At 70.9% G+C, this 21,198-nt stretch carries 21 protein-coding genes; 6 read left to right on the top strand and 15 right to left on the bottom strand.

What is annotated here, in order from left to right:
• Position 1 precedes the first annotated feature (1 nt).
• Complete coding sequence (locus tag SOM13_RS01560) at positions 2 to 1,813, bottom strand: acyltransferase (protein ID WP_320478716.1); 1,812 nt, start codon at positions 1,811 to 1,813, stop codon at positions 2 to 4.
• A gap of 112 nt (positions 1,814 to 1,925) precedes the next feature.
• Here SOM13_RS01560 and SOM13_RS01555 point away from each other — a divergent pair, with 112 nt between their 5' ends.
• Complete coding sequence (locus SOM13_RS01555; RefSeq protein WP_320478715.1) at positions 1,926 to 2,657, top strand: SGNH/GDSL hydrolase family protein; 732 nt, start codon at positions 1,926 to 1,928, stop codon at positions 2,655 to 2,657.
• Here SOM13_RS01555 and SOM13_RS01550 read toward each other — a convergent pair.
• The 3 genes from SOM13_RS01550 to SOM13_RS01540 form a co-directional block, all read right to left on the bottom strand.
• Positions 2,631 to 3,956: an acyltransferase gene (locus SOM13_RS01550; RefSeq protein WP_320478714.1), complete on the bottom strand. Its 1,326-nt coding sequence runs from the start codon at positions 3,954 to 3,956 to the stop codon at positions 2,631 to 2,633. The genes SOM13_RS01555 and SOM13_RS01550 overlap by 27 nt on opposite strands.
• 128 nt (positions 3,957 to 4,084) lie before the next feature.
• Positions 4,085 to 4,750, bottom strand: coding sequence for a response regulator transcription factor (locus SOM13_RS01545; RefSeq protein ID WP_192059954.1), 666 nt, complete (start codon positions 4,748 to 4,750; stop codon positions 4,085 to 4,087).
• 4 nt (positions 4,751 to 4,754) lie between these two features.
• Complete coding sequence (locus SOM13_RS01540) at positions 4,755 to 6,173, bottom strand: sensor histidine kinase (protein ID WP_320478713.1); 1,419 nt, start codon at positions 6,171 to 6,173, stop codon at positions 4,755 to 4,757.
• 189 nt (positions 6,174 to 6,362) lie between these two features.
• Between SOM13_RS01540 and SOM13_RS01535 the strand changes: the two genes are divergently transcribed.
• Positions 6,363 to 6,851, top strand: a complete 489-nt coding sequence (locus SOM13_RS01535) for a Dps family protein (RefSeq protein ID WP_055794695.1) — start codon at positions 6,363 to 6,365, stop codon at positions 6,849 to 6,851.
• Between the two features lie 94 nt (positions 6,852 to 6,945).
• Here the strand turns inward: SOM13_RS01535 and SOM13_RS01530 are convergent, their stop codons facing one another.
• The 5 genes from SOM13_RS01530 to SOM13_RS01510 form a co-directional block, all read right to left on the bottom strand.
• Positions 6,946 to 8,466 carry an amidohydrolase gene (locus SOM13_RS01530; RefSeq protein WP_320478712.1) on the bottom strand — a complete coding sequence of 507 codons (1,521 nt, stop codon included), beginning with the start codon at positions 8,464 to 8,466 and terminating at the stop codon, positions 6,946 to 6,948.
• Complete coding sequence (locus tag SOM13_RS01525; RefSeq protein WP_192059948.1) at positions 8,463 to 9,089, bottom strand: FMN-binding negative transcriptional regulator; 627 nt, start codon at positions 9,087 to 9,089, stop codon at positions 8,463 to 8,465. Before SOM13_RS01525 ends, SOM13_RS01530 begins: the two co-directional genes overlap by 4 nt.
• A 4-nt stretch (positions 9,090 to 9,093) precedes the next feature.
• Complete coding sequence (locus SOM13_RS01520) at positions 9,094 to 10,068, bottom strand: Fpg/Nei family DNA glycosylase (RefSeq protein WP_320478711.1); 975 nt, start codon at positions 10,066 to 10,068, stop codon at positions 9,094 to 9,096.
• A gap of 99 nt (positions 10,069 to 10,167) precedes the next feature.
• Positions 10,168 to 10,653: a ribose-5-phosphate isomerase gene (locus SOM13_RS01515; protein WP_192059944.1), complete on the bottom strand. Its 486-nt coding sequence runs from the start codon at positions 10,651 to 10,653 to the stop codon at positions 10,168 to 10,170.
• A gap of 88 nt (positions 10,654 to 10,741) precedes the next feature.
• A complete protein-coding gene (locus SOM13_RS01510; protein WP_320478710.1) occupies positions 10,742 to 11,368 on the bottom strand; it encodes a disulfide bond formation protein DsbA in 627 nt (208 codons plus the stop codon).
• A gap of 89 nt (positions 11,369 to 11,457) precedes the next feature.
• On the opposite strand from SOM13_RS01510, the gene pepN reads away from it, so the two are divergent.
• The 3 genes from pepN (at position 11,458) to SOM13_RS01495 (ending at position 15,636) form a co-directional block, all read left to right on the top strand.
• Positions 11,458 to 13,998 (top strand): aminopeptidase N, encoded by a 2,541-nt coding sequence (gene pepN, locus SOM13_RS01505; RefSeq protein ID WP_320478709.1) that lies wholly within the window; start codon positions 11,458 to 11,460, stop codon positions 13,996 to 13,998.
• Positions 13,999 to 14,125: 127 nt separating this feature from the next.
• Positions 14,126 to 15,130 (top strand): mechanosensitive ion channel family protein, encoded by a 1,005-nt coding sequence (locus SOM13_RS01500; protein WP_320478708.1) that lies wholly within the window; start codon positions 14,126 to 14,128, stop codon positions 15,128 to 15,130.
• A 149-nt stretch (positions 15,131 to 15,279) separates the two neighbouring features.
• A complete protein-coding gene (locus SOM13_RS01495) occupies positions 15,280 to 15,636 on the top strand; it encodes a globin (RefSeq protein ID WP_243214216.1) in 357 nt (118 codons plus the stop codon).
• Between the two features lie 126 nt (positions 15,637 to 15,762).
• Here SOM13_RS01495 and SOM13_RS01490 read toward each other — a convergent pair whose 3' ends face one another.
• Positions 15,763 to 16,440 (bottom strand): hypothetical protein, encoded by a 678-nt coding sequence (locus tag SOM13_RS01490; protein ID WP_243214200.1) that lies wholly within the window; start codon positions 16,438 to 16,440, stop codon positions 15,763 to 15,765.
• A 21-nt stretch (positions 16,441 to 16,461) separates the two neighbouring features.
• On the opposite strand from SOM13_RS01490, the gene SOM13_RS01485 reads away from it, so the two are divergent.
• A complete protein-coding gene (locus SOM13_RS01485) occupies positions 16,462 to 17,331 on the top strand; it encodes an acyl-CoA thioesterase (protein WP_192059936.1) in 870 nt (289 codons plus the stop codon).
• A gap of 78 nt (positions 17,332 to 17,409) precedes the next feature.
• Here the strand turns inward: SOM13_RS01485 and SOM13_RS01480 are convergent, their stop codons facing one another.
• The 5 genes from SOM13_RS01480 to SOM13_RS01460 all read right to left on the bottom strand — a co-directional run bounded on the left by SOM13_RS01480 (position 17,410) and on the right by SOM13_RS01460 (position 21,108).
• Positions 17,410 to 17,883: a thioesterase family protein gene (locus SOM13_RS01480; RefSeq protein ID WP_320478707.1), complete on the bottom strand. Its 474-nt coding sequence runs from the start codon at positions 17,881 to 17,883 to the stop codon at positions 17,410 to 17,412.
• A 1-nt stretch (position 17,884) separates the two neighbouring features.
• Positions 17,885 to 19,570, bottom strand: coding sequence for an energy-dependent translational throttle protein EttA (gene ettA, locus SOM13_RS01475; RefSeq protein WP_192059933.1), 1,686 nt, complete (start codon positions 19,568 to 19,570; stop codon positions 17,885 to 17,887).
• A gap of 75 nt (positions 19,571 to 19,645) precedes the next feature.
• A complete protein-coding gene (locus tag SOM13_RS01470; protein WP_320478706.1) occupies positions 19,646 to 20,104 on the bottom strand; it encodes a DUF6993 domain-containing protein in 459 nt (152 codons plus the stop codon).
• Positions 20,105 to 20,171: 67 nt separating this feature from the next.
• On the bottom strand, positions 20,172 to 20,759 hold the full coding sequence (gene ssb, locus SOM13_RS01465) for a single-stranded DNA-binding protein (protein ID WP_320478705.1): 588 nt from the start codon (positions 20,757 to 20,759) through the stop codon (positions 20,172 to 20,174).
• Between the two features lie 133 nt (positions 20,760 to 20,892).
• On the bottom strand, positions 20,893 to 21,108 hold the full coding sequence (locus SOM13_RS01460; protein ID WP_320476951.1) for a methyltransferase: 216 nt from the start codon (positions 21,106 to 21,108) through the stop codon (positions 20,893 to 20,895).
• Between the last annotated feature and the right edge of the window lie 90 nt (positions 21,109 to 21,198).

The following is a 21,198-nucleotide window of genomic DNA, read 5'->3' as shown; positions in this document are numbered from 1 at the left end:
TTCAGTCCTCCGGGGTCACCGATCTCATGATCTCGTCGAGTCCCGTCTGCGGCAGCACCCGCTCCCCGAAGTAGGCGGCGCCGTACTTCGTGAAGTGGATGCGGTCCGGCGAGAGGATGCGCCCCTCGTCGTCGGTGATGGGCACGCGGCCGTCCACCGCGAGGTCGAGCCAGGGCACGAGGTGCTCGGCCGGGATCAGATCGCGGGCGACGTGGTCCATCTCGACGATCTCGTCGGGGACGGAGTTGGTCAGCAGGGCACGCTCGTCGGGCGCCTGGCGTGCGATCCAGTTCGCATTGTCGCCGAAGTTCTTGGCGCCGCCGTAGAAGATCTCCTTGCCGTCCGCCACGGCCTGCGCGAGATCGTCTCGCACGCACGTCGGGTACTCCCGATCGGTGGCGTAGAGGATGAGCTCGGCCGCCTCATAACGCTCGTCGAAGTGGGCGGGCGTCGGCTGGTCGCGGAGGCATCCGAGGACGCCGGGCTGATGGATGATCTCGAGCCGCGCCTCCGGATAGGTCTCGAGGACGGCGTTGGCCAGGTCGCGCGAGAAGCTGTTGCCGACGACGAAGACGTTGAGCCGGTCGTCGTCGACGAAGCGCTCGGCGTCGTTCTCGATCAGGCGCTGGACGTACGTGACGTCCGTGGCGCCGTCGGCCAGGACCTCCGGCTCGTAGATACGACCAGGCAGACCGTTGGTCGAATGGAGCACGAGGCCCGCGGCGGCGACGAGCACGACGGCCGACCCGACCGCGGGGGCGAAGACCCGGCGGCGGACCGTGTCGGGCGATCGGAACGGCGTCTCGACGAAGCGCCAGGTGAGCCAGGCGAGCGCGAGGGAGACGACCGAGAGCACGAGGAAGACCCCGACTGGGGGCTCTTCGGGCGACCAGATGCGGGCGAAGGCGAACAGGGGCTGGTGCCAGAGGTAGGCGCTGAAGCTGATGAGGCCGACCAGCACCACGGGCGGCCGAGAGAGCACCCGGGCGGCCGGGGTGCCCTCGCGCGCGAAGGCGATGACGAGGGCGGCACCGACGACCGGGACGACCAGGACGAACGGGGAGACGGCCGAGCCGCCGTCGACGGCCACGACGGTGGCGACGATGGCGAGGAGCCCCGCGGTCGCAGCCGCGGAGGCGGCACGAGGGCCGAGGAGGCGCGGCGCAGCCTCGGCGCCGGGCCGCTCGTGCCACAGGGCGAGCCCGGCCCCGACGAGGAGCTCCCACGATCGGGCGGGCAGCAGGTAGAAGGCCGCATCGGGGTCGGTGGACAACCACCAGACGGCGACCCCGAAGCTGACGAGCCCGACGACGACGACGCCCGATGCCGCCGCCCGACGCCCGAGGGCCAGCAGGGCGAGCAGCAGCAGGGGGAACAGCAGGTAGAACTGCTCTTCGACGCCGAGGCTCCAGGTGTGCATGAGCGGCTTGAACTCGGAGGCGGTGTCGAAGTAGCCGCTCGACAGGTACAGCAGGACGTTGTTGCCGGAGAGCAGCGTCGTGACGAGCGACTGGCCGAAGTTCTCGAGTTCGTCCGGCATCATCCAGAGGACCGCGAACGGCGTGCACGCCGCCATGACCACGAGCAGCGCTGGCGCGATGCGCCGGATGCGGCGAGCCCAGAACGACCGGAGGGTGAAGGTGCCCCGTGACCGCTGGCCCACGATGATGCCCGTGATCAGATAACCGCTGATCACGAAGAACACGTCGACGCCGACGAGACCGCCTGCGAAGCCGGCCACCCCCGCGTGGAACAGGATGACGCTGACGACCGCCACGGCCCGGAGGCCGTCGATCTCGGGTCTGTAGATCACGTGTCGGGACTCCCCTGCTCGATAACCATGAACAGATATCAACTTTAGCATATCAATACCGGATTGCCTCGAGCGATTCGCGCAGCGACCGCGCGTGCCGCAGAATGGCGCCATGACCCCGGGATCGTCGCCCCGCCGCTCCGTCCGCCGACGGGCGCGCCTGCTCGGCACCGCCGCCACCGTCACGGCCGCCGCACTGGCCGTGGCGCTGTCCGCCTGCTCCGCACCGAGCACCACGGCCCCGCGTGCCGAAGGCGGTGTGGCACCGGCGGCGTCCGCCGACGATCTCCGGGTGGCGGTGGTCGGCGACTCGCTGAGCGCAGGCCGCAGCGGGTTCCTCGGCAACGGGCTCGACGACGAGTCGTGGATGACCTACGCGCAGGGCGACGGAGTCGTGTTCGCCGGCGGCTGGGCCCGTGCCGGCGCGACCGTCGAGCAGATGGCCGCCGCCGTCTCGCCCGTCGACGCCGACGTCCTGGTGCTGATGGGAGGGACGAACGACGTGCGTCACGGCACGAGGTTCGCCGAGGCCGAGGCGTCGTACGAGTCGATCATCGGCACGGTGGGCGCCGACCGCGTGCTGATCGCGGCGATCCCGCCCTACCAGCCCGCCCCGGAGGAGGCCATGGCCTACGAGGCCGACCTGGCCTCATGGGCCTATGGCGAGGGCTATCCGCTCATCGATCCCTGGCTCTTCGCGAGAGGAGCCGACGGACAGTGGGCCCCGGCCACGAGCGCCGACGGCATCCACCCCACGGCAGCCGGCTACGAGAGACTCGGCCGCGAGCTGCACGAGCTCATCCTCGACGAGGCGGCGTCACCCGCCGACTCGACCCGGGGTTGACGACCGCTCGGCACCCGGGCTTGACGACCGCTCGGCCACCGCGTCGTCTCCCGGTGCCGTCGCGCCGAGGCCCGAGGCGCCGCCGCCGCGGGCGGGCCGGCCCGTCGGCTTGAGTCGCAGCGCCTGCTTCTCGACCGCCCAGTAGGTGATCGTCGCGAGGGTCAGTGTGATCGCGACGGTCACGACGAGATAGAGGACGTACAGCGCGCGTCCGCCCTGACCGGGATCGAGGAGGTCCTGCATGATGCGGATGACCGGCATGTGCCACAGATAGACGCTGAACGAGATGACCCCGAGGCCACGGACGGGCGCCCAGTCGCAGAACCGGGCGATGAGCCCCAGACGGTCGCCGTGGGCCGGTAGCACCATGAGCAGCAGCACGCCCGTGAAGCCGATGGACGCGAAGGTGTCTTGGAACTCGGGGGTCGAGCCGATCCAGGCCACCACGAAGGCGGCCCCGATGATCACGAGCAGCGTGCCGCGGAGAGCGGAGACGGCCACTCGAGGTGCGGCCCCCCGCCGGACGGCGATGTAGAGCAGCGAGGCGGCCATGCCGAAGGCGAAGAGGTCGGCGTGCAGCAGCAGACTGCGGCTCACGACGGAGAACCAGTTGTCGGACCACGCGAGGTCCCCACCGCTCAGGCCCGACGTCTCGCCCACCGTGTGCTGCCAGATCTTGCCGGCGACACCGGCGACGAACATCGCCCCGACCGGCACGAGGGAACCGATCCAGCCGGAGGTGCGGAGCGCGACGTGCCGACCGAGCATCGCCAGGAACGGGAGCACGAGGTAGAAGGTCAGCTCGACGGTCAGCGTCCACGAGACCTCGAGACCCGTCCGCAGTGTGCTGGGCAGGTAGGAGTGCAGCAGGGTCAGGTCGACCAGGGTCTTCCACCACGGCAGCCGACCGAACTCGTTCTGCGACAGGAACGACATCTGCAGGACGAAGTTGACGATCAGGAGGACGACGACGTAGGCCGGCCAGATGCGCAGGAACCGGTTCGTGGCGTAGCGCCTCAGCGACGGCAGCTCACGACCCTCGATGATGCGGGTGGCGAACGGCCAGAACAGCAGGAACCCCGAGAGCACGAAGAACAGGCTCAGGCCCTGGTGCATGAAGAAGACGAGCAGGGGCATCGTCTCGTCCTCGACGTCGCGCGTCAGGACGTGCGCCACGTGGTACGAGAGCACGGCCATGGCCGCCAGCCCGCGGAGGCCTTCGAGACCCACGATGCGATCGCCCCAGTACGGCGCCGCCGACGCGCCCGGAGGGGTCGGGGTCGGGGCTGGCGCGGACATCGCCACAGGCTACCCGAGGGTCCTGGCCGGCGCCCCTCCCATGCGTCGCCCCGCGCGAGACGGCCGGCGGGTGGTCGGTGCCGCCCCCGGTGCCGGTGCCGGTGCCGGTGCCGGTGCCGGTGCCGGTGTCAGTGCTGCAGGTAGGCCAGCACCGCGAGCACGCGGCGATGGTCGGTGCCGCTGTCTTCGAGCAGCAGCTTCTGGAAGATCGAGGTGACGTTCTTCTCGACGGCGCCGGTGCCGATCACGAGCGCCGACGCGATCGCGGCGTTCGTCCGCCCCTCGGCCATCAGGGTCAGGACCTCGCGTTCACGCGGCGTCAGCGCCGCGAGGGGGTCGCTGCGCCGACCGAGCAGCTGCGACACGACCTGCGGGTCGAGCACCGTGCCTCCGTTCGCCACCCGCTCGAGGGCGTCGCGGAACTCGTCGAGCGACGCGATGCGGTCTTTCAGGAGGTAGCCGACTCCTCCGGAGCCCGCCTCGAGGAGGTCTCGGGCGTAGGCCACCTCGACGTACTGCGAGAGCAGCAGGATCGACGTGCCGGGTCGGCGCGAGCGGATCTCGATGGCCGCGCGCACCCCCTCGTCGGTGTGCGAGGGGGGCATGCGCACGTCGAGGACGGCCACGTCGGGGAGGTCCGCGTCGAGCGCGGCGAGCAGCTCGTCGGCGTCACCGTAGGCCCCGACGACCACGACCCCGATCTCGTCGAGCAGTCGGACGAGTCCTTCGCGCAGCAGCACGGAGTCGTCGGCGACCACCACACGGAGGGCGGGATCGAGGGTGCTGTCGGCCATCCGGTCAGTCTAGGGAGACCACGGTCTCCGTCGGCATCGTCGGCGTCGTCGGGCTCGCGGTCAGCGGGATGCTCACCGTCACGATGGTCGGCCCGCCCGCCGGGCTCGAGATGTCGAGGAACCCGCCGAGTCCCACCAGGCGCTCCTGCACCCCGGCCAGGCCGTGCCCGTCGCGGAGCCCCGCCCCGCCGCGGCCGTCGTCGGTGGCCACGAGCTCGAGGAGCAGCCCCATGCCGTCGGGCGCCTGCCGTGTGCGCACCACGATGTCGGCCGACGACGCCTCGGCGTGCTTGCCGATGTTCGTGACCAGCTCGGAGGCGATGAAGTACGCGTTGCGCTCGATGTCGACCGGGAGGACCACGTGGGCGGGCACCCGGTCGAGCAGCGTGGTCGGGATCGTCGCCCGGTCGACCAGCGACTCGAGGGCGGCGAGCAGACCGCGGTCGAGGAGCAGAGGAGGCGCGAAGCCGCGGGACAGCGCCCGCAGCTCCTCGAGGGCCTCCTGGGACTGCACCCGCGCCTCCTCGATGAGGCTCCGGCTCTTGTCGGGGTCGGTGTCGACGGCGCGGGAGGCGGCGGCGAGATCCATCTGGAGCCGGACGAGTCGCTGCTGCGGGCCGTCGTGGATGTCGCGTTCCAGGCGGCGGAGCGCCGTGCCCTCGGCGGAGAGGGCCGCCGTGCGGGAGATCTCGCGGTCGGCGAGCTCCACCTCGAGCTCGTCGGAGCGGAACCCGCCGAGCATGGCGGCGGCGATCGCCTGGTGCATGACGACGAACCCGTGCAGCACGTACGGCAGCAGCAGGACGACCGCGGCGAGGACGACCACGCCCACGGCGAGGGCCAGGAACCCGACCGTCGACCCGCTGAGCGCGTCGCCCAGGGAGTAGATGTTCCACGGCACGACGGCGGTGAGGATCAGCACGCCCAGGAGCACGAGCCCCAGGGGGACGGCGAGCGCCGCGAACGTGACGAACGAGGTGAACCCCGCGACCGCGGGGAAGACGACGACCGCGTAGAGGAGGTAGAGCCAGTAGTGCGGGTTCGCGACGACGGACACGGCGCGGACGATGCGCTTGTCGGAGCGACCCCACGTCGTGTTCGGCGTCCAGTCGACGGGGCGGATCGGGCGGTCGGAGGCCCACCGCAGCCGCGTCACCTCGAAGGTGCCGAACCAGCGCGCCGCCCAGAGGGAGACGAACACCACGACGGCGAGCGACAGGAGGCTCGCGATGTAGCCGCCGGAGGTCTCCCACCCGCGGAGGGCGATGTTGGCCGCGATGAGCACCACCACCACGAGCACCGCCGACAGCGCGATGTAGCCGAGCTCGCGGGGCAGGCCGCGCCAGCGTCGGGCGTAGCCGCCGGCCTGCCGCGGCGGCGAGAGGTAGGGGTTCGGGGTCGTGATGGGGGTCTCCTGGTTCATGCTGTCGAGCCTGGTCGACGGCCGGCGTCCGACCCATGGTGCCAGCGACCGGAACCCGGGTGGGGTTATCCCCCGCCTCCGACGCTCTCGGTGAGGCGAGGCTGGCCTACGTGAGCCGAGCCTCAGCTTGCTTGCGGAATCTTCTCAGACCTCTAGCGTTGACCACATCGTCAAGGAAAGGACCACGTCATGACCGACCTCACCCGCACCGTCCCCCAGGGATCCGTCGACCCCGACGTCGCTGCCGGCGTCGCCCAGTTCCTCAGCCAGATCGTCACCGACATGACCGCGCTGTCGGTCAACGGCAAGCAGGCCCACTGGCATGTCCGCGGCATCGCGTTCATCGCCGTCCACGAGCTGATCGACGTGGTCGTCGACCACGCACGTGAGTGGGCCGACCTCGCCGCGGAGCGCGTCGTCGCCCTCGGGCTGCCCGTCGACGGGCGCATCGCCACCGTGGCCGCCAACACGGTCATCCCGCCCACCTCGCCCGGCTTCAACCAGATCGACACCACGATCGCCGAGCTCGTGGCCCAGATCGACGCCTCGCTCGTCGCGGTCCGCACCGCGATCGACGAGCTCGGCGAGCTCGACGCCTCGAGCCAGGACGTCGCCATCGAGATCTCGCGCGGCCTCGAGAAGGACCGCTGGTTCCTCGCCGCGCACGTCGCCGGCTGAGGCTCCCGCTCCAGACGATCGGAGGCCGTCGCCCCTCGGGGCGGCGGCCTCCGTCGTGCCCTGCCTGCGCGGAAGCGGACCGCAGACGCCCGGGTCAGCCGAGCGCGACGTGGGTGAAGCGGCCGCCCAGCAGCGTCGCCGCGACGTCGAACGCCCGGAGGTCGACGTCCGCCGCCGACAGAGGGTCGGTCTCCGTCACGACGAGGTCCGCCACCGATCCCGCCTCGACCGAGGATCGCCCGCGAGTCGAGGCCGCGAGCGCGACCGACGAGACCAGACGCTGCTCGGGGTGCCAGGCCTCGCGTCCGTCGCGGGACCGCGACACGGCGGCGGCCATCGATACCCAGGGGTCGAGCGGCGCCACGGGCGCATCGGACCCGAGCCGCAGTGTCACGCCGGCGGCGGCGAGCGACTCGAAGGCGAAGGCGCGATCGGTGCGCCCCGCCCACAGGCGGTCGGCCACGTCGCGGTCGTCCATCGCGTGCTCGGGCTGCACGCTCGCGACGATGCCGAGCCGGGCGAACCGAGCGACGTCGCGGGCGTCGACGAGCTGCGCGTGCTCGATGCTCCCGCCGCAGCCGACCGCCTCGAGGGCGTCGAGGGCGAGGGTGTTCGCGGCGTCGCCGATGGCGTGCACCGCCGGCACCAGTCCGGCCGAGGAGGCGCGGCGCAGCCAGTCGACGAGCTCGTCGGCGTCGTAGGCGGACAGGCCCCGACCCGCGGGGGTGCCCTCGAGACCCGCATACGGGTCGTGGCAGAAGGCTGTGCGGGTGTTCAACGACCCGTCGGTGATGATCTTGAACGGGCCCATGGTCACGAGCCCCCCGGTGCCGTCGATGACGTCGCCGGTGCGGAGGCCCCGCTCGATCACCCGGTCGAGGTCGGCGGGGTAGACGCCGGCCGACACCCGGAGGCTGCGGTCGCCGCCGGCGACCCGTCGGGCCCACCGGTCGATCGAGAACGACATCTCGAGGTCGACGATGCCGACGACGCCACGCGCGGCCGCGGCGGCGGACGCGTCCGCCACCCAGCCGTCGAGGAGCTCGTCGGGGACCGCGCTCACCCGCGTGCTGACGTCGAAGGCGTCCTGCTCGCGCAGCAGACCCGTGGGGTGGCCGCCGTAGCCGTATCGTGCCAGGGCCGCGGAGTCGAGCCACGCCGCGTGCAGGTCGTTGCTGACCAGCACGACGGGCACGTCGCCGCTGACGGAGTCGAGCACCCCGCGGGTCGGCTCGTCGGCCCACAGGGCGTCGAAGAAGCCGTAGCCGACGAGCGGCTGCCCGCTCGGCGGCGGGTCGTCGCGCAGCTTCTCGCCGACGAGCGACGCCGCGTGGGCGGCGGAGCGGGCGGTCGAGAGGTCGAGTCGACGCCGGGCGAGCGCCCACTGGTCCATGTGCACGTGCGAGTCCCAGAGACCGGGTGCGAGCCAGCGCCCGCCGAGGTCGACCACGTCGACGCCGGGAGCCGGGGTGATGCCGGGGGCGATCACCGAGACCTCGCCCGATTCGATCAGCACGTCGACCGGGGGGCCGTCGCTGCCGACGAGGCGGGCGTCTTTCAGGATCAGGCCCCGCGCCTCCTCGGCTCCCCCGGTCGGGGCGTCGACGAGACTCATCGGTCGCGCACCCGTCGCATCTCGGCGGCCAGCGCCGGCTGCGCGTAGTGCCGGCCGTGCTCGAGCTCGTCGACGATGCGGTCGACGACCTCCGGCGGCTTGTTCTGACTGAGCTTGAGGCGGGCGTCGAACCGCGTCACCCGCAGGCGGATGCCGACGGTGCCCTTCGCGACGCGGCGGGAGCCCTCCTCGTCGAGAGCGAGCGACACGGGCTCGGGCATCACGTTCTCGAAGTGGTCGACGAGCTCGCCGAGCACTCGGAAGTTCTCGTCGTCGGACAGGATCTCGGGGACGCCCCAGAGATGCGCGGTGACGTGGTTCCAGGTCGGGACGATCTGCTCGGCGGGGTACCAGCCGGGCGAGATGTAGCCGTGCGGGCCCTGGATGATCACCATGGCCTCGTGCTCGCCGAGCTCGTGCGAGCGCTCGTCGGGGCGGCCGACGTGACTGACGATGGAGATCGCGTCGGGGTCGGCCGGGTCGGCGGGCTCGAGCACCACGGGGTAGTGCGACGCGACGATGCCCGCGGCCGTGTGCGACACGATGGTCGCCCACGGGTTCTCGCGGATCAGGCGCCTGACCTCGTCGACATCGGTCAGGACGAACGTGGGGGTGTGCCGCATGGGCTCAAGTCTGGTCGGTCGGGCACCAGTAGAGCTTCCGACCCGCGGCCATCTCCATGACGATGTTCGTGCCGCAGACCCGGCAGGGCAGTCCTTCGCGGTGATAGACCCAGTGCCGGTCGGCGCGGCTGCGGAGGGCCTTGGCGTGCTGCGCCTTCGTCAGACCGTCCATGGTCATCATCTGGCCCAGCTCGACGCCGCTCTTCAGCAGCTTCGTCCAGTCCTTGTAGAGGGCGCGCAGCACCTCTTCGGGCACCTGGTTGCCGGGGGTGTGCGGATCGAGGCGCGCCCGGAAGAGCAGCTCGGCCCGGTAGATGTTGCCGATGCCGCTGACGACGCTCTGATCCATCAGCAGCAGACCGATCGGGGTGCGCTTCTTCCCCGCGACGGACACGAACCGTTCGGCGCCCTTCTTGGGCGAGTCGACCAGCGGGTCGGGGCCGAGCTTGGCGATCGCCATGTCGACTCCCGCCGCATCGAGCACCTCGCACTTCGTCGGGCCGCGCAGGTCGCCGACCGCCGTGTCGGTGAGCAGCCGCACCCGCACCTGGCCGACCGGCTCGGGCGGGAACGACTCGATGTCGTCTTCGGCCTTCTCCTGCTCGGCCATGCGCACCCGACTCGTGCGCGGCGCTCCGATGCTCGCCATCGAGTGCTCGCCGTCGTCGTCGGGCGCGTTCTCGGCCTTGCGGGTGGCGGCCCGTCGACGCCGCGACTCCGCCATCGAGTGCCCCGTCGCGATCTCGCCCGCGAAGTCCCAGGCGCCGTAGAGCCCCAGGTGCACGTGCAGCCAGAGTCCGTTGTCGAACTCGAGGAACATCTGCTTGCCGACCGCCTTGGCGGTCACCATGGTCGCCCCGTCGAGCCTCTCGGCCCCGGCCGCGAAGCGCCCCTGCGGTGAGCTGACCGCGGCTCGGTGCCCGACGAAGCTCTGCTCGAACTGGTTGGCGATGCGGTGGACGGAATGACCCTCGGGCACGGTGCTCCCTCTCTCGGGGTGAGGTCCCGGCGGTGGGGCCGGGACGACGAAGCGGCGGGTACCCCGACCGGGGCGCCCGCCGCACTCGACGTTACGTCGTCAGTCGACCGGGTGCCCGGCGATGGCCCCGGTGGTCTCGTATTCGCCGACCTGCGCGATGCGTCGCACATGACGCTCGTCGTGACTGAAGGGCTCGGCGACGAAGGCGTCGATGAAGGCGAGCGCCTCGGACTCGGTGTGCTGACGCGCGCCGATGGCGATCACGTTCGCGTCGTTGTGCTGACGGGCCAGACGGGCGGTCGAGTCGTTCCAGACCAGGGCGGCCCGCACGCCCTCGACCTTGTTCGCGGCGATCTGCTCGCCGTTGCCCGAGCCGCCGAAGACCACGCCGAGCGCATCGTGGCCCTCGCGCTGGTCGCGGACGACCGCCCTCGCCGCCGCGATGCAGAACGACGGGTAGTCGTCGAGGGGCTCGTACGAGGTCGGCCCGTGGTCGGTCACGTCGTGGCCCGCGTCGGAGAGGTGCTGGATGACCGTCTGGCTGAACTCGAGGCCGGCGTGATCGGTCGCCACGTGGATGCGCATGGTGATCATCTTAGAACCGGGCCGGCGGACGGATCGCGACCTGCGCCTCCTCGGCGGCGGGGCTGCCCAGCCGAGGAGGCGCGGGTCGTCAGTCGAAGATCGGCCCGACCGTGCGGGTGCGCTTGATCTCGAAGAACCCCGGGTACGAGGCGACGGCCACGACGCCGTCCCAGAGGCGGGCGGCCTCGTCGCCCTTCGGCGCGGGCGAGATGACCGGCCCGAAGAAGGCGGTGCCGTTCACGGCGATCACCGGCGTGCCGACGTCCTGTCCGACGCGCTCGATGCCGTCGAAGTGGCTGGCGCGCATCTGCGCGTCGTACTCGTCGGTGTCGGCGTACCGCGCGAGGTCGGCGGGCAGGCCGACCTCGACGAGCGCCGCGGGGATGACCACGTCGGCGTCGGTCTCGCCGCCGGGGTGGATGCGCGTGCCGAGGGCGTCGTAGAGGGGCTTGACGGCGGACTGCCCGTGCAGCTCGCCGACGGCCGTGACGAGACGCGTGTAGCGGAGCATGCGGGCGAAGTTCGCCTTGTACTCGTCGCTGACGTCGTTGTCCTCGTTGAGCACGGCGAGGCTCATGATGTGGAAGGTCACGTCGAGATCGCGGTGCACGGCGACCTCGTCGATCCAGCGGCTGGTCATCCAGGCCCAGGGGCACGAGGGGTCGAACCAGAAGTCGACGGCGGTTCGGGGAGCGGGGGCGACGGTGTCGGTCATCGCCCCAGTCAACACCCCGCGCCACGACGGCCGGTCTAGGCTTTCAGCGGACCACGAGTCCCCTCACTACCTATACGGATGGAGCCACCGTGCCCGGAGAGAACCTCACCCGCGTCGAAGCGCAGGAGCGCAAGAGCATCGTCGACGTGCAGTCGTACGAGATCGACCTCGACCTGACCCGCGGCGACGAGGTGTTCGGCAGCACGACCACCGTGCGCTTCACCGCGACCCCGGGCGCCTCGACCTTCATCGACGCCCTCACCCGCACCGTGCACTCCGTGGTGCTGAACGGCACGGCGCTCGACGCCGCGGCCGTCTCGGACGGCGTGCGCATCCAGCTCGACGGTCTCGCGGCCGAGAACGTGCTCGAGGTCGTCGCCGACGCCGAGTACACCAACACCGGCGAGGGTCTGCACCGCTTCGTCGACCCCGTCGACGGCGAGGTCTACCTCTACTCGCAGTTCGAGGTGCCCGACAGCCGCCGGGTCTTCGCCGTGTTCGAGCAGCCCGACCTCAAGGCGACGTTCCAGTTCACCGTCACGGCGCCCGCCCGCTGGCAGGTCGTCAGCAACCAGACGACCCCCGAGCCCGTCGTCGACGGCGAGACCGGCACCTGGACCTTCGCGCCCACGCCCGTGCTCTCGAGCTACATCACCGCGATCATCGCGGGCCCCTACGACGTCGTCCGCAGCGACCTCACGAGCGCCGACGGCCGCACCATCCCCCTCGGCATCTTCACGCGTCGCTCGCTCACCGAGTACCTCGACGCCGACTACATCTTCGAGAAGACCCGCCAGGGCTTCGCGTACTACGAGGAGAAGTTCCAGTACGCGTACCCATTCGAGAAGTACGACCAGCTCTTCGTGCCCGAGTTCAACGCCGGCGCGATGGAGAACGCGGGCGCCGTGACCTTCGTCGAGACGTACGTGTTCCGCAGCAAGGTGACCGACGCCATCAAGGAGCGCCGCGTCGTCACGATCCTGCACGAGCTCGCCCACATGTGGTTCGGCGACCTCGTCACCATGAAGTGGTGGAACGACCTCTGGCTGAACGAGTCGTTCGCCGAATGGGCGTCGACCATCTCGACGGCCGAGGCCACCGAGTGGACCGAGGCTTGGACGACGTTCCAGGCGATGGAGAAGAGCTGGGCCTACCGCCAGGACCAGCTGCCCTCGACCCACCCCGTCGTCGCCACGATCAACGACCTCGAGGACGTCCAGGTCAACTTCGACGGCATCACGTACGCCAAGGGCGGATCGGTGCTGAAGCAGCTGGTCGCCTGGGTCGGCATCGACGCGTTCTACGCCGGCGTCGCCGCGTACTTCCAGAAGCACCACCACTCGAACACCGAGCTCAGCGACCTCCTCGTCGAGCTCGAGGCCACCTCGGGTCGCGAGCTGACCAGCTGGTCGAAGCTGTGGCTCGAGACGGCTGGTGTCAACACCCTCCGCCCCGAGCTCGAGGTCGACGCCGACGGCGTCATCACCTCGTTCGCCGTGCTGCAGGAGGCGGCGGCCGACTACCCGACGATCCGCCCGCACCGCCTCGCGATCGGCCTCTACGCTCTGCAGGGCGGCTCGCTGGTCCGCACCGACCGTGTCGAGATCGACGTGGACGGCACCCGCACCGAGGTGCCCGAGCTCGTCGGCCTGACGCGCGGCGACCTCGTGCTCATCAACGACGACGACCTGGCCTACGCGAAGATCCGTCTCGACGAGACCTCGCTCGAGACGGCGCTGGAGCACCTCTCGGAGATCGCCGACCCGCTGGCGCGCGCCCTCGTCTGGGGCTCCGTCTGGGACGCCACCCGCGACGCCGAGACCTCGCCCTCCGACTACGTCCGCCTCGTGCTCGACAACATCGCGACCGAGACCGAGTCGACGACCATCCGCACGACCCTCTCGCAGCTGCTGCAGACGGCCCGCAGCTACGTCGCCCCCGCGCGCCGCGCCTCCACGGTCACCGAGGTCGGCGACGGCCTGTGGGCCCTGGCGCAGGCCGCCGAGGCCGGGTCGGACGCCCAGTTCCAGTTCGTCACGTTCTTCGCGGCGATCGCGTCGACCGAGGCCCACAAGGAGGCGCTGGCCGGTCTGATCGACGGATCGGTCGCCCTCGAGGGCCTCACCGTCGACACCGACCTCCGCTGGCAGCTGCTGGAGGGCCTCGTGCTCGTCGGCGGCGCCGGCGAGGCCGAGATCGACGAGGCCCTGGCCGCCGACAACACGGCCAACGGCGCGCAGGCCGCCGCCCGCGCGCGAGCGACCCTCCCGACGACGGCGGGCAAGGAGGCCGCGTTCGCCTCGATCGTCGACAGCGCCGACCAGCCCAACGCCATCGTGCGGGCCACGACGCTCGGGTTCCAGCACGCGAACGACCCGGTGATCCTGCAGCCGCTCGTCGACCGGTACTTCTCGTCGCTGACGGGCATCTGGGAGTCGCGCAGCTACCACATCGCCGACACGCTCGTCTCGGGGCTCTACCCGGCCGGCCTCGCCGACCAGGCCCTCGTCGACGCGTCGTACGCGTGGCTCGAGGCCAACCCCGACGTGCCGGCCCTCCGCCGCATCGTCAGCGAGAGCGTCTCGGGTGTCGAGCGCGCCCTGCGCGCCCAGGCGGCGGACGAGCGCTAGTCGGACCGCCGACCGGCCGACCGGCCGGCACCGCCCCGAAGCGGCAGACCTTCTCAGAGGGTCTGCCGCTTCGGCGTTCAGCGGCCTCACCGCAGAGACATGACGACCCGTGCTTCACTTGTCGACGATGACTCTCCTCCTCCTCGCCGCCGGCACCGACCCCGCCGCCCCCGTCTCCTTCGACTGGGACGCCTTCTGGAAGATGTGGGGCATCCCCATCCGCATCGCGGGCATCATCATCGTCGCGGTGCTCCTCCGGGTGGCGCTGCACTTCACCATCCGTCGGATCGTCGACCAGGTCGTCAACGGCATCAAGCGCAAGCAGAACGTCGACGACACGCAGGCGCTGATGGCCTCGCCGCTTCAGGCCGTCCGCGTCGTGCAGCGCACGCGCACCCTCGGCAGCGTGCTGAACAACGTCGTCACCGTGCTGATCGCCGGCATAGCGCTCGTGCTCGTGCTCGGCGAGCTCAACTTCGACATCGTCGCCATCGTCGGGGCGGCCAGCGTCGTCGGCGCGGGTCTCGCCTTCGGCGCCCAGAACATCGTGAAAGACCTGCTGAACGGCGTCTTCATGGTCGCCGAAGACCAGCTCGGGGTCGGCGACGTGGTCGACGTCGGGCCGGCAGCGGGGGTCGTCGAGGCCGTCGGCATCCGCGTGACGCAGATCCGCGACGTGAACGGCGTCCTCTGGTTCGTCCGCAACGGCGAGATCCTCCGGGTCGGCAACATGTCGCAGGGCTGGACCCGCGTCGTCATCGACCTCGCCGTGCCCTACTCCGCCGACGTCGACCAGGTGCAGGACGCCATGCTCGAGACCGCGACCGAGCTCGCCGCCGTCCCCCGCTGGAAGCGCGCGATCCTCGAGACGCCCGAGGTCTGGGGCATCCAGTCGATCGCCGAAGAGCACGTCGTCATCCGCATCGTCGTGAAGACGCGGTCGTCCGATCGCGACACCGTCGACCGCGAGCTGCGCGCCCGGCTGAAGAAGACCACCGATGCGCTCGACATCGTGCTGCCGTCGCTGACCAGCGTCGTCCTCACGGGCTTCGACAGCGCCTCCTCCGTCCAGGGCGCACGTCCGCCCCGCACCTCCCCGACGCCGCACATCCCGAAGGGCAAGCGCAAGTGACCGATCTGCCCCCGACTCCCCCGTCGTCCGGTCTCGGCGGCGGCCCCGGTCTTCCCGTCGGCCCCCCGAGCGCAGGAGGCGCGGGTCAGCCCGTCACCCTCCGCGCCGGTCTCGGACAGGACGCCGCCCAGGGCAACTTCTGGCAGCAGATCGGCGGTCGGCCGACCTTCGAGCGACTCGTGCGGCGCTTCTACGAAGGGGTCCGGCACGACGACGTGCTCTGGCCGATGTATCCCGAAGCCGACCTCGAGGGGGCGATCCAGCGACTGACGGGGTTCCTCGAGCAGTACTGGGGCGGACCGACGACCTACAGCCAGGAGCGCGGGCACCCTCGCCTGCGCATGCGCCACGCGCCGTTCACCGTGACACCCGAGGCACGCGACCGCTGGCTGCTGCACATGCGCACGGCCGTCGACGAGCTGTCGCTGTCGCCGCTCGACGACGCCACCCTCTGGGCCTACCTCGAACGCGCCGCCCACGCGATGGTGAACGCGCCGTCCGCCTGACCGGCGGGTGCCCACCCGGGCGACCCGCGCCTCCTCGGCGACCGTCCGGATCTCGACCGGGGTGCGGGTCTGACCGCGTGCGGGCCGACTCGCGTGCGGGTCGACTCGCGTGCGGGTCGGACCGCGTCAGCCGCCGAGCAGGGAGGCGCGGCGCTTGACGAGCACGTGGCCCCGACTGGTCGTCAGCCGCGTCCACGGGCCGGTCTCGAAGAGCGCGACCTCGTCGCCCTCGACCAGGAACCCGAGGCTCAGACCGGCGAAGGCGGCCCCGGCGGGCACATGCTCGAGACCCGGGACGGAACGCGACCAGACCTCGGAGCGCACGCGGTGCACGATCTGCTCGCCGGCGTTCTCGGGCAGTGCCGCCGCGATCTCGTCGATGCCCGAGGTCGCCGTCGCCCGCAGGACGCCCTCGTCGGCGCCCGGCAGCGGCGACCAGCCGCCGCGCGGCGGCGAGATCGCGGCCCAGGTGACCGTGTTGACCTCGACCGGGAGCGACACCGTGACCGGCGCCGTGGGGTCGACGACGTCGTTCTGCAGCCTGACCAGCCGCTCCTTCATCGACCGGACGGGCACCACGGCGTCGAAGACGGGCGAGTCGTCGAGCTGGTAGGTGCGGAGACCGAGCACCGTGGGGCTCTCGTCGAGCAGCCCGAGGGGGTAGAAGACGGCCGTGTAGACCGCGAGCACGCCGGAGCCGGCGATGAGACGCACGGAGCCGTCTTCGACCCGGCCCGCCCGCCCCAGATAGGTCGCGAGGTCGCTGAGGGAAAGGGAGTCGGGGAGGGTGAATGTCGTGCTCATCGGCCCCCTAAACTACATCGGATGACCGACGATCCGCTGCAGAGCCTGCTCGCCACCCTCGACCTGGCCCCCGCGGGCAACGTCGGCGGCCAAGACGTCTTCACCGGCACCTCGCAGTGGGAGCCCCTCGGGCGCGTCTTCGGCGGTCAGGTGATGGCCCAGTCGCTGGTCGCCGCTCAGCGGACGATCGGCGGCGAACGGGCGGTGCACTCGCTGCACGCGTACTTCCTCCGCCCCGGCGATCTCAGCATCCCCATCACGTTCACGGTCGACCGGATCCACGACGGGCGGTCGTTCGCCACCCGACGGACTCAGGCGTCACAGGACGGCGTGCCCATCCTGTCGATGATCGCCTCGTTCCAGACCCTCGACGACGGCCTCGACCACCAGGTCGAGATGCCGACGGACCTCCCCGGGCCCGACGACGTGCCGAGCGACTCCGAGCTGCTGTCGGCCGTCGACCACCCCGTGGCCCGTGCCTGGGCCGCCCGCCCGTTCGACATGAGGCACGTGCCGTCGCCCGTCTACTTCACGATCGACGGCGCCCGGGTGGCACACCAGGCCGTGTGGATGAAGGCGACGTCGCCGTTGCCCGACGACCTCGATCTGCACCGCGCCGCCCTGCTCTACGCCAGCGACTACACGCTGCTCGAGACGATCTACCGTCGGCACGGCGTGCCGATGATCACCCCCGGGCTGAAGGCCGCCAGCCTCGACCACGCGATGTGGTGGCACCGCCCGGGCCGCGCCGACGAGTGGATGCTCTACGTCCAGGAGAGCCCGAACGCCACCGGTGGGCGCGGACTCGCGCTCGGTCGCATCTACGACGGGTCGGGTCGACTGCTCGCCAGCGTCGCGCAGGAGGGCATGATCCGCGTCCCCCGGGCCTGACGGCCGTGCGGCGCCGGGCGGTGCGGGGCTTCTCGAGGCCGCTCGTGGTGCTCGAGCGCGGGTTCGGTGAGGCGCGACTCAGCGACGACGGAAGGTCAGCGGCGGCTCGACGAAGGGCTCCCATGCGGCGCGTTCGCGGGCCGAGATCCGTCGCGGCGTGTTCGTCGGCGTGTCGACGAGCACGATGGTCGTCGCCGCCTTGGTGAAGAGCTGCCGCGGTTCGACGCCGAGTGGTGACCACACCTCGTAGCAGACCTCGAGGCTGGCGCCGCCGAGCCGACCGACCCAGACCTGGATGTCGAGCGGCGCCCTGAGGTACGGGATGGGCAGCAGGTACTCGAGCTCCTGACGAGCGATGAGGGTCATCGTGTCGGCACCGGGGCTGCCGTCGAGGACCGCCGCACCCGATGTCTGGTCGACCTCGCCGTCGGCCGACCAGAACGCGTCGATGCGCGCCTCTTCGAGGAGGCGCAGCATCGACGCGTTGTTCACGTGCCGGTACCCGTCGAGGTCGCTCCAGCGGACCCGGGTCGGAACGTGCAGGCGGGTCATCTCAGTCGCGGGTCAGCTTGCGGTACGTCGCCGAGCTGGGCTTGGCGGCGTCGGCACCGAGACGTTCGATCTTGTTCTCTTCGTAGGCCTCGAAGTTGCCCTCGAACCAGTACCACTTCGGCGTGCCGTCGTCGTTCAGCCCCTCCCACGAGAGGATGTGCGTCGCGATGCGGTCGAGGAACCACCGGTCGTGGGTGATGACCACGGCGCAGCCGGGGAACTCGAGCAGAGCGTTCTCGAGGCTGCCGAGGGTCTCGACGTCCAGGTCGTTCGTGGGCTCGTCGAGCAGCAGGAGGTTGCCGCCCTGCTTGAGGGTGAGCGCCAGGTTGAGGCGGTTGCGCTCACCACCGGAGAGCACACCGGCCTTCTTCTGCTGATCGGGGCCCTTGAATCCGAACTGCGAGACGTAGGCCCGCGACGGGATCTCGGTCTTGCCGACCTGGATGTAGTCGTGCCCCTCGGAGACGACCTCCCACAGGTTCTTGTTCGGGTCGATGCCACCGCGGCTCTGGTCGACGTACGAGATGTCGACCGTCTCGCCGACCTTGAGCTCGCCGCCGTCGAGCGGCTCGAGACCGACGACCGTCTTGAACAGGGTCGTCTTGCCGACGCCGTTCGGGCCGATGACACCCACGATGCCGTTGCGGGGCAGCGTGAACGAGAGATCGTCGATCAGGACGCGGTCGCCGAAGGACTTGTGCAGCTTGTGCGCGTCGATGACCTGCGAGCCGAGTCGCGGCCCGACGGGGATCACGATCTCCTCGAAGTCGAGGGTGCGTGTGCGCTCGGCCTCGTTCGCCATCTCTTCGTAGCGGGCCAGACGCGCCTTGGACTTCGCCTGGCGGCCCTTGGCGTTGCTGCGGACCCACTCGAGCTCGGAGGCGAGGCGCTTCGCCAGCTTGGCGTCTTTCTTGCCCTGCACCTGCAGGCGCTCGCCCTTCTTCTCGAGGTAGGTCGAGTAGTTGCCCTCGTAGGGGTAGAGACGACCGCGGTCGACCTCGGCGATCCACTCGGCGACGTGGTCGAGGAAGTACCGGTCGTGGGTCACGGCGAGCACGGCGCCGGGGTACTTGCTGAGGTGCTGCTCGAGCCAGAGCACGCTCTCGGCGTCGAGGTGGTTGGTGGGCTCGTCGAGCAGGAGGAGGTCGGGCTTCTGCAGCAGCAGCTTGCACAGCGCGACGCGGCGCTTCTCACCACCGGAGAGGTTCGCGACCTCGGCGTCGCCCGGGGGCGTGCGGAGGGCGGACATCGCCTGCTCGAGCTGCGAGTCGAGATCCCACGCGTCGGCGGCGTCGATGTCCTCCTGGAGGGTGCCCATCTCGGCGAGCAGCGCATCGAAGTCGGCGTCGGGCTCGGCCATGGCGGCCGATACCTCGTTGAAGCGGTCGAGCTTCTGCTTGATCGGACCGACGCCCTCCTGGACGTTCTCGAGCACGGTCTTGGTCTCGTCGAGCTCTGGCTCTTGCATGAGGATGCCGACGGTGTAGCCGGGGCTGAGCTTCGCCTCGCCGTTGCTGGGGGTGTCGAGCCCCGCCATGATCTTCAGGATCGTCGACTTGCCGGCGCCGTTGGGCCCCACGACGCCGATCTTGGCGCCGGGGATGAACGACATCGTGACGTCGTCGAGGATCAGCTTGTCGCCGACCGCCTTGCGGGCGCGCACCATCGAGTAAATGTATTCGGCCATGGGGTCCAGTCTATCGGGCAGGGCGATGCGCCCCGGTGGGTGAGAACGAAGAGGAGGGCGCCGATGGCGCCCGGGTCACCAGTCGATGGTCCGCGTCGTGCCGATCAGGCAGTCGCCCGTGCCGAGCACCGGGGCGACCTGGCTGGAGTAGCCGGTCGACCCCGCCTGACCGACGAGGCAGTCTTCGCCGCGCAGCACGGAGAACTGGATCGAGTCGGCCTCTCGACCGATCGACGTCGTGTCGCTCGTGACCTGCATGTCGGCCTTGTCGAACCCGGCCGCGACGAGGTTGTCGACGAGCGACCGCCCGTCGGTCGCTCCCCCGCCGTCGAGGTACGAGCTGTTGACCCGGTCGAAGAAGGCTCGGGCCTCGTCGATCGGGGCGTCCGCCGCGAGGGAGGTGGCCGCCGCCGTCGCGGATGCGCTCGGCACGGGGTCGGTCGCGATCGGGTCGGGGCTCGAGGTGCAGCCCGCCGCCCCGAAGGCCAGGGCCAGCAGCACCACGGCGGACGGCGCGAGACGCGAGCGGGGCACGGCGGGCCTTCCTCTTCGCGGACGATCATGCGGCCCGGGCGGAGCCGCTGCCGATTCTACGGGTCGATCAGAAGGGCGTGTCGATGCTCTCGAGGTCGCGCACGCCCGGCCCGTCGGCACCGGGCGTCGAGGCACCCGACTCGTCGGCGCCGAGGGGCGCGACCGACCATCCGTCGGCCGCGGGCGTCGTGGGAGACCCGCGCCGCGCCTCCTCGGCGTCCACGCCGTCCGTGTCGTCCGCCCGCTCGGGCTGCTCGACCTGCTCGGGTGCGTCGTTCGACGACGGCGCCACGGCGGCGGCCGACGACCGGGTGAAGGTCGATCGACCCCACCGGAGGTCGTGCCCCATGGCGTCGGCGTCGATCTCGACGGTGGTGCCCGATCGGTCGCCGTTCTGCCAGGGGCGCACTCGGAGGCGGCCCGTGACGAGCACGCGGTCGCCCTTCTTGACGCTGGCCGCGACGTTGCCGGCGATGGCCCGGAAGGCGGTGACGGTGTACCAGTTCGTCTCGCCGTCCGACCAGGTGTCGGTCGAGCGGTCGTAGCGACGGATGGTGCTCGCCAGGCGGAAGCTGGCGATGTCGAGGCCGGCCTCGGTCGTGACGGTGCGCGGATCGGTGGCGATGGTCCCTGTGAGGGTGATGATGTCGGTCATGGGGCGAGTCTCGCGACCGCGGGGCCGCCGATCGACCCGTACCGCGCCTCCCTGTGGACGGCGACGGCGACGGGTCGATCGGGGAGGGATCATGACCGCGCCCGGTGTCGGTGGCCGATATCGGCGGCCGGTGTCAGTGCTCGTGGAACTCCGGGTAGTCCGCGCCGGGTCCGAGCGCCGCGAACAGCGCGCTCTTCGCCACGGCCAGGGTCGGGAACACCGCACCCTCGTCGGAGTCGCGCGAAGGCATGCGGACCGCGAAGCCCTCGTCCGTGCGGTGGATGGAGCCCACCGTCCCGGAGGGGCCGACGGCCACCCAGGTCTGTCTCGTCGTCGTCTGGTCGCTCATCGTCGAGCACCTCTCTGTAGGTCGTCGCCCGCGGCAGCGAGGCGACGGAGAACGGTGACGACACGCGGTCCGCTGACCGACGGGTCGCCC

The sequence above is a fragment of the Frigoribacterium sp. CFBP9030 genome (assembly GCF_034045195.1).
GTDB lineage: Bacteria > Actinomycetota > Actinomycetes > Actinomycetales > Microbacteriaceae > Frigoribacterium.
Note: the sequence above shows the minus strand (reverse complement) of the source record. Positions and strands in the feature narration are given on the sequence as shown.

What these genes read in the sequence shown, in the direction of transcription:
- SOM13_RS01555 (WP_320478715.1), top strand. Translation starts at nt 1,926, where the DNA reads ATGACCCCGGGATCGTCGCCCCGCCGCTCCGTCCGCCGACGGGCGCGC.
- SOM13_RS01550 (WP_320478714.1), bottom strand. Translation starts at nt 3,956, where the DNA reads ATGTCCGCGCCAGCCCCGACCCCGACCCCTCCGGGCGCGTCGGCGGCG.
- SOM13_RS01545 (WP_192059954.1), bottom strand. Translation starts at nt 4,750, where the DNA reads ATGGCCGACAGCACCCTCGATCCCGCCCTCCGTGTGGTGGTCGCCGAC.
- SOM13_RS01540 (WP_320478713.1), bottom strand. Translation starts at nt 6,173, where the DNA reads ATGAACCAGGAGACCCCCATCACGACCCCGAACCCCTACCTCTCGCCG.
- SOM13_RS01535 (WP_055794695.1), top strand. Translation starts at nt 6,363, where the DNA reads ATGACCGACCTCACCCGCACCGTCCCCCAGGGATCCGTCGACCCCGAC.
- SOM13_RS01530 (WP_320478712.1), bottom strand. Translation starts at nt 8,466, where the DNA reads ATGAGTCTCGTCGACGCCCCGACCGGGGGAGCCGAGGAGGCGCGGGGC.
- SOM13_RS01525 (WP_192059948.1), bottom strand. Translation starts at nt 9,089, where the DNA reads ATGCGGCACACCCCCACGTTCGTCCTGACCGATGTCGACGAGGTCAGG.
- SOM13_RS01515 (WP_192059944.1), bottom strand. Translation starts at nt 10,653, where the DNA reads ATGCGCATCCACGTGGCGACCGATCACGCCGGCCTCGAGTTCAGCCAG.
- SOM13_RS01510 (WP_320478710.1), bottom strand. Translation starts at nt 11,368, where the DNA reads ATGACCGACACCGTCGCCCCCGCTCCCCGAACCGCCGTCGACTTCTGG.
- SOM13_RS01500 (WP_320478708.1), top strand. Translation starts at nt 14,126, where the DNA reads ATGACTCTCCTCCTCCTCGCCGCCGGCACCGACCCCGCCGCCCCCGTC.
- SOM13_RS01490 (WP_243214200.1), bottom strand. Translation starts at nt 16,440, where the DNA reads ATGAGCACGACATTCACCCTCCCCGACTCCCTTTCCCTCAGCGACCTC.
- SOM13_RS01485 (WP_192059936.1), top strand. Translation starts at nt 16,462, where the DNA reads ATGACCGACGATCCGCTGCAGAGCCTGCTCGCCACCCTCGACCTGGCC.
- SOM13_RS01480 (WP_320478707.1), bottom strand. Translation starts at nt 17,883, where the DNA reads ATGACCCGCCTGCACGTTCCGACCCGGGTCCGCTGGAGCGACCTCGAC.
- ettA (WP_192059933.1), bottom strand. Translation starts at nt 19,570, where the DNA reads ATGGCCGAATACATTTACTCGATGGTGCGCGCCCGCAAGGCGGTCGGC.
- ssb (WP_320478705.1), bottom strand. Translation starts at nt 20,759, where the DNA reads ATGACCGACATCATCACCCTCACAGGGACCATCGCCACCGATCCGCGC.
- SOM13_RS01460 (WP_320476951.1), bottom strand. Translation starts at nt 21,108, where the DNA reads ATGAGCGACCAGACGACGACGAGACAGACCTGGGTGGCCGTCGGCCCC.